The following is a 3,141-nucleotide window of genomic DNA, read 5'->3' on the forward strand; positions in this document are numbered from 1 at the left end:
GCCGCTGCTCGCCGAGGCATTCGGCACCAGCCAGATGCCGATCCGCGAGGCCATGAACCGCCTGGTGGTGGCGCGCGCCATGGAGGCATTGCCGCGCCGCTCCCTGCGGGTTCCCGAAGCCACCCGTGCACGGCTGGAGGCCTTGCTGCCACTGCGACTGCTGCTTGAAGGCGAGGCCACCGCGCTGGCCGTGGCCCGTGCCGGCGGTGCCGAGCTGGCCGATCAACTGGACGCCATCAACCGGCAGATGGACCAGGCCGTGCTGGTCGATGACCGCAAGCCCTACCTGCGCCTGAACCAGCAGTTTCACTTCCTGGTGTATCGCAACTGTGGCAACGAAGACCTCATCGACGTGATCGAGTCGCTGTGGATGCGCTACGGGCCGCTGATGAACGTGGTGCGCAGCCAGGTGCTGTCGCGCACCGGGCATGCGCTGCATGCCGCGATCATCGCCGGCGTTCGCGCCCGCGATGGCGAGGCGGCCAAGAGGGCGCTGGTGTCGGATATCGAGGATGCGGCGAAGTCGATCAAGGCGGCGATCGAGGTACAGCAAGCCGTGGGCTAGCGCCTTGACCAGGAGCTGGCACGGCCAGCTCGGTTATCAATGCCCTGCCCGGCGTACCTAGGGCATTTGTGGTAGCAACTGTCTTCAACCTGGTTACTCATACCTCTCGGCCCGGCATCGCCGGGCCCTGTGGGAGCGTACCTTGTGCCGCGATTCGAGGGCGGAGCCCTCGCCGGGGCGCAGGATTTCCGTGTTGTGCGGTAGCGGCAGGGAGCACCGAATGGACTCAGCTTCCACGTGCAGCGCCTGTTAGATTTGGGCCCCTGCGCAACCCACATCCCTTACCCCTGAAGCAGCTTCAACAACGCATCCGCATCCAGCTTGGCGCTCATTTCACCCCCCTCAAGCAAGCTGTCGGCCAACGCGCGCTTGCGTTCATGCAATGCAACGATCTGCTCCTCGATGCTGTGTTCGGTGACCAACCGGTAGATGGTCACCGGACGCTGCTGGCCCAGGCGGTGGGCACGGTCGCTGGCCTGATCCTCGACCGCCGGATTCCACCAGGGATCGAGATGGATCACGTAATCGGCGGCGGTCAGGTTAAGGCCGGTGCCTCCGGCCTTGAGGCTGATCAGGAAGATATCCCCGACCCCGGCCTGGAAAGCATGGACCCGGTTCTGCCGCTCTTTCACGGGCGTGGCGCCGTCGAGGTACTGGTAGGCCACGCCTCGCTCGTCGAGCCTGGCCCGCACAATGCTCAGGTGATCGACGAACTGGCTGAAGACCAAGGCCTTGTGACCGTTTTCCAGCAGCTCATCGACGATCTCGATGAAGGCTTGCAACTTGCTGCCCGCCAGCGTCGAGCCGGGGAGGACCAGTGAAGGGTGGCAGCAGAAGCGGCGCAGGCGGGTAATTTCTGTCAGTACCTGCAGGGACCTGGCCTCGCCAGGGCTGATCTGCGAAAGGTTGGCCACAGCCTGCTGGCGCAGGGCTTCGTACTGGTGCGCCTCATCGTCGGAAAGGGGCACTTTGCAGGTGATTTCGGTACGCGCCGGCAATTCGTCAAGCACCTGGCGCTTCAGGCGACGCAGGATGAAAGGCTGGATCAGAGCCTTAAGCGCACGCCGTGCGGCCGCATACCCTGCTCGACAGGCGTGGCGAAGCGATTGTCAAACCGCTCCTGGCTGCCCAGCAGCCCGGGGTTGATGAAGCGAAACAGGTTCCACAGCTCACCCAGATGATTCTCCAGCGGAGTGCCGGTGGCGGCGATCAACATGGTGCGCAAGCGGCCGTTGGCCGAGCAGCAGGTCACGTTGACCGGCGCGGCGGGAAGCTGGGATGACTACCGTGGCGAAATCGATGCATCGAGCCCGCTGAACGAGAGCGGCACGCTGCGTGGGCGGGTGGTGGGGTCGTATCAGGATGCGAACACGTTCCGCGACAAGGAGGAACATGATCACGGGCTGTTCTACGCGATCACCGAGGCGGACCTGGGCGAGGACACCACCGCCGCGCTGGCCTTTTCGCGCCAGGAGGACCAGACCAATCTGTTCTGGGGCGGCCTGCCGATCGGCACCAATGGTCATCACCTGAACCTGTCGCGCTCCACCTACCCAGGCACCGACTGGGAGAACAAGGAGCAGGCGATCAACACCGTGTACGGTGAGCTGAACCATCGGTTCGCCAATGACTGGAAGCTGCAGCTCTCCGCCTCGAAGGCCATGCAGGATGCGGAGTTCTCGGGCACCTACCTGTCGCGTTACAAGGGTCCGTTGGAAACCACGGCCTACCAGGCCCGGCACGAGGAAGACCAGACCGCCCACGACGTGTTCGCCAGCGGGCCGATCGAGGCCTTCGGGCGTAACCATGAGGTGGTGGTTGGCGCGAGCAAGCGTGTGTACGACATGACGACCAAAAACTACAGCCCTTACACAACAGCCTGGCCGATCGGCGCGCCAAAGCCTGACTTCGTGCGCAGCGGCACCAGCCATGAGGTGACCACCCAGGATGGGGTCTACCTGACTACACGGCTGAGCCTGGCCGAGCCGCTGACACTCATTCTCGGCGGGCGCCTGGACTGGTACGAATATGACAATCGCACGGGGGAGGGGGACTACAAGGTCACGCGCAATGTCACCCGTTACGCAGGGCTGATCTACGACCTGGACGACACCTATTCGGTCTACGCCAGCTACACCGATATCTTCACCCCGCAAACGTCGAAGGACACGTCCGGCAAGGTGCTTGAGCCTATCGTTGGCGAAAACTACGAAGTGGGCATCAAGGGCGAGTACTTCGACGGGGCGCTGAATGCCAGTCTGGCGGTGTTCCAGATCGACCAGAAAAACCGCGCCAGCCGCGCAGACAACCAGCAGGGTTGCCGGGAGCTGACATGCTATGACGCCTCGGGCCTGGTGCGCAGCCAGGGGCTGGATGTGGAGCTGCAGGGCGCGTTGACCGAGCACTGGCAGATCGGGGCAGGATACACCTACACCCGAGCGCGGTACGTAAAGGATCAGACCGCGGCGAACGAGCACCAGCCTTTCAACTCGGACCAGCCGGAGCATCTGTTCAAGCTTTCGACGATGTATCGCCTGCAGGGGCCGCTGGAAAAGCTGAGGATCGGTGGCGGCGTC

Annotated in this window: 2 protein-coding genes and 2 pseudogenes; 2 read left to right on the forward strand and 2 right to left on the reverse strand. The window is 63.7% G+C overall.

Going from position 1 to position 3,141, the window contains the following annotated elements; translation table 11 throughout:
- Positions 1 to 565 (forward strand): GntR family transcriptional regulator (locus VJS90_RS03365; protein ID WP_324119099.1); only part of this gene is annotated, 565 nt, incomplete at its 5' end.
- 281 nt (positions 566 to 846) lie between these two features.
- Here the strand turns inward: VJS90_RS03365 and VJS90_RS03370 are convergent.
- Positions 847 to 1,347 carry a DEAD/DEAH box helicase gene (locus VJS90_RS03370; protein ID WP_414704892.1) on the reverse strand — a complete coding sequence of 167 codons (501 nt, stop codon included), beginning with the start codon at positions 1,345 to 1,347 and terminating at the stop codon, positions 847 to 849.
- Between the two features lie 93 nt (positions 1,348 to 1,440).
- Positions 1,441 to 1,781 (reverse strand): annotated as a pseudogene (locus VJS90_RS21810) (SNF2-related protein); the annotation flags it as partial.
- On the opposite strand from VJS90_RS21810, the pseudogene VJS90_RS03380 reads away from it, so the two are divergent.
- Positions 1,753 to 3,141, forward strand: a pseudogene (locus VJS90_RS03380) (TonB-dependent siderophore receptor); the annotation flags it as partial. The pseudogenes VJS90_RS21810 and VJS90_RS03380 sit on opposite strands and share 29 nt — an antisense overlap.

This window comes from Pseudomonas sp. (assembly GCF_035277045.1).
Lineage (GTDB): Bacteria > Pseudomonadota > Gammaproteobacteria > Pseudomonadales > Pseudomonadaceae > Aquipseudomonas.